The sequence below is a fragment of the Vogesella fluminis genome, assembly GCF_014652335.1.
Taxonomy (GTDB): Bacteria; Pseudomonadota; Gammaproteobacteria; order Burkholderiales; family Chromobacteriaceae; genus Vogesella; species Vogesella fluminis.
On the sequence record NZ_BMYP01000084.1, the window covers coordinates 1 to 3,096 of the forward strand.

A 3,096-nucleotide genomic window follows, 5' to 3' on the forward strand; every position below is an offset into this window, starting at 1 on the left:
AGCGATGGAGTTAACTCTTCATTGGTTTGATCGTCGACTTGGGTAGAAGATTGTATCGCGGCATGTCGAGAGACATGTCACGCAAACTCGATGTTATCAAAGTAAGGCAACTGAAATGATAGGGTCAAGTGAATAAGTGCATCTGGTGGATGCCTTGGCGATCACAGGCGATGAAGGACGTGCAAGCCTGCGAAAAGCAGTGGGGAGCTGGCAATGAAGCTTTGATCCACTGATATCCGAATGGGGAAACCCACTCCGCAAGGAGTACTCCGGCCTGAATATATAGGGTCGGTAGAGCGAACCGGGAGAACTGAAACATCTAAGTACCCCGAGGAAAAGAAATCAACCGAGATTCCGTAAGTAGTGGCGAGCGAACGCGGAAGAGCCTGTACGTGTTATGGATTGTGTTAGTGGAAAGGTCCTGGAAAGGCCTGCCGTAGTGGGTGATAGCCCCGTACGCGAAAACGCATTCCAAGAACTAGGCGTACGAGAAGTAGGGCGGGACACGCGAAATCCTGTCTGAATATGGGGGGACCATCCTCCAAGGCTAAATACTCGTGATCGACCGATAGTGAACCAGTACCGTGAGGGAAAGGCGAAAAGAACCCCGGGAGGGGAGTGAAATAGAACCTGAAACCGGATGCATACAAACAGTGGGAGCCTGGAAACGGGTGACTGCGTACCTTTTGTATAATGGGTCAGCGACTTACATTCAGTGGCAAGCTTAACCGAATAGGGGAGGCGTAGGGAAACCGAGTCCGAACAGGGCGTCTTAGTCGCTGGGTGTAGACCCGAAACCGAGTGATCTATCCATGGCCAGGATGAAGGTGCGGTAACACGNTAACACGCACTGGAGGTCCGAACCCACTAGTGTTGCAAAACTAGGGGATGAGCTGTGGATAGGGGTGAAAGGCTAAACAAACTCGGAGATAGCTGGTTCTCCCCGAAAACTATTTAGGTAGTGCCTCATGTATCACTTCCGGGGGTAAAGCACTGTTATGGCTAGGGGGTCATTGCGATTTACCAAACCATGGCAAACTCTGAATACCGGAAAGTGCAAGCATGGGAGACAGACGGTGGGTGCTAACGTCCATCGTCAAGAGGGAAACAACCCAGACCGCCAGCTAAGGTCCCAAATGATCAGTTAAGTGGTAAACGAGGTGGGAAGGCACAGACAGCCAGGATGTTGGCTTAGAAGCAGCCATCATTTAAAGAAAGCGTAATAGCTCACTGGTCGAGTCGTCCTGCGCGGAAGATGTAACGGGGCTCAAACTGATAACCGAAGCTGCGGATGGGCACAGTCAAATGTGTCCGTGGTAGGGGAGCGTTCTGTAGGTCTGTGAAGGTGGTGGTGTAAACCCTGCTGGAGATATCAGAAGTGCGAATGCTGACATGAGTAGCGATAAAGCGGGTGAAAAGCCCGCTCGCCGAAAGCCCAAGGTTTCCTACGCAACGTTCATCGGCGTAGGGTGAGTCGGCCCCTAAGGCGAGGCTGAAAAGCGTAGTCGATGGGAAACGGGTTAAAATTCCCGTACTTTTATGCAGTGCGATGTGGGGACGGAGAAGGTTAGGTTAGCGGCCTGTTGGAATAGGTCGTTTAAGCCGGTAGGCTGGTGCGGAAGGCAAATCCGCTGCACCTTAAGGCCGAGAGGTGATGACGAGGGTCTACGGACCTGAAGTAACTGATACCACGCTTCCAGGAAAAGCCACTAAGCTTCAGCTGCATAAGAACCGTACCGCAAACCGACACAGGTGGGCAGGATGAGAATTCTAAGGCGCTTGAGAGAACTCAGGAGAAGGAACTCGGCAAATTGATACCGTAACTTCGGGAGAAGGTATGCCTCTCTAGGTGAAGTTCCTGCGAATGGAGCTTGGAGAGGTCGCAGAGAATAGGTGGCTGCGACTGTTTATCAAAAACACAGCTCTGTGCCAACACGAAAGTGGACGTATACGGAGTGACGCCTGCCCGGTGCTGGAAGATTAAATGATGGGGTGCAAGCTCTTGACTGAAGTCCCAGTAAACGGCGGCCGTAACTATAACGGTCCTAAGGTAGCGAAATTCCTTGTCGGGTAAGTTCCGACCCGCACGAATGGCGTAACGATGGCCACACTGTCTCCTCCTGAGACTCAGCGAAGTTGAAATGTTTGTGAAGATGCAATCTACCCGCTGCTAGACGGAAAGACCCCGTGAACCTTTACTGTAGCTTTGCATTGGACTTTGAACAGACTTGTGTAGGATAGGTGGGAGGCTATGAAGCAGTCACGCTAGTGATTGTGGAGCCGTCCTTGAAATACCACCCTGGTGTGTTTGAGGTTCTAACCTTGGTCCGTGATCCGGATCGGGGACAGTGCATGGTAGGCAGTTTGACTGGGGCGGTCTCCTCCCAAAGTGTAACGGAGGAGTTCGAAGGTTACCTAGGTACGGTCGGAAATCGTGCTGATAGTGCAATGGCAAAAGGTAGCTTAACTGCGAGACCGACAAGTCGAGCAGGTGCGAAAGCAGGACATAGTGATCCGGTGGTTCTGAATGGAAGGGCCATCGCTCAACGGATAAAAGGTACTCCGGGGATAACAGGCTGATTCCGCCCAAGAGTTCACATCGACGGCGGAGTTTGGCACCTCGATGTCGGCTCATCACATCCTGGGGCTGTAGCCGGTCCCAAGGGTATGGCTGTTCGCCATTTAAAGTGGTACGTGAGCTGGGTTCAAAACGTCGTGAGACAGTTTGGTCCCTATCTGCAGTGGGCGTTGGAAGTTTGACGGGGGCTGCTCCTAGTACGAGAGGACCGGAGTGGACGAACCTCTGGTGTACCGGTTGTGACGCCAGTTGCATTGCCGGGTAGCTAAGTTCGGAAGAGATAACCGCTGAAAGCATCTAAGCGGGAAACTTGCCTGAAGATGAGACTTCCCTGGGCCCTTGAGGTCCCTGAAGAGTCGTTCGAGACCAGGACGTTGATAGGTCGGGTGTGGAAGCGCTGTGAGGCGTTAAGCTAACCGATACTAATTGCTCGTGAGGCTTGATCCTATCATTTGAGTGGCTTTGCCGAGAGGCGGAGCGAAGCGGAAACGCGATACGGAATACGAAATCTTCTACCG

At 52.3% G+C, this 3,096-nt stretch carries 1 rRNA gene; it reads left to right on the forward strand.

Features of this window, described 5'->3' with window-relative positions:
* Window positions 1–122 precede the first annotated feature (122 nt).
* Window positions 123–3,025: ribosomal RNA gene (locus IE083_RS15390) — 23S ribosomal RNA — on the forward strand.
* Window positions 3,026–3,096 lie beyond the last annotated feature (71 nt).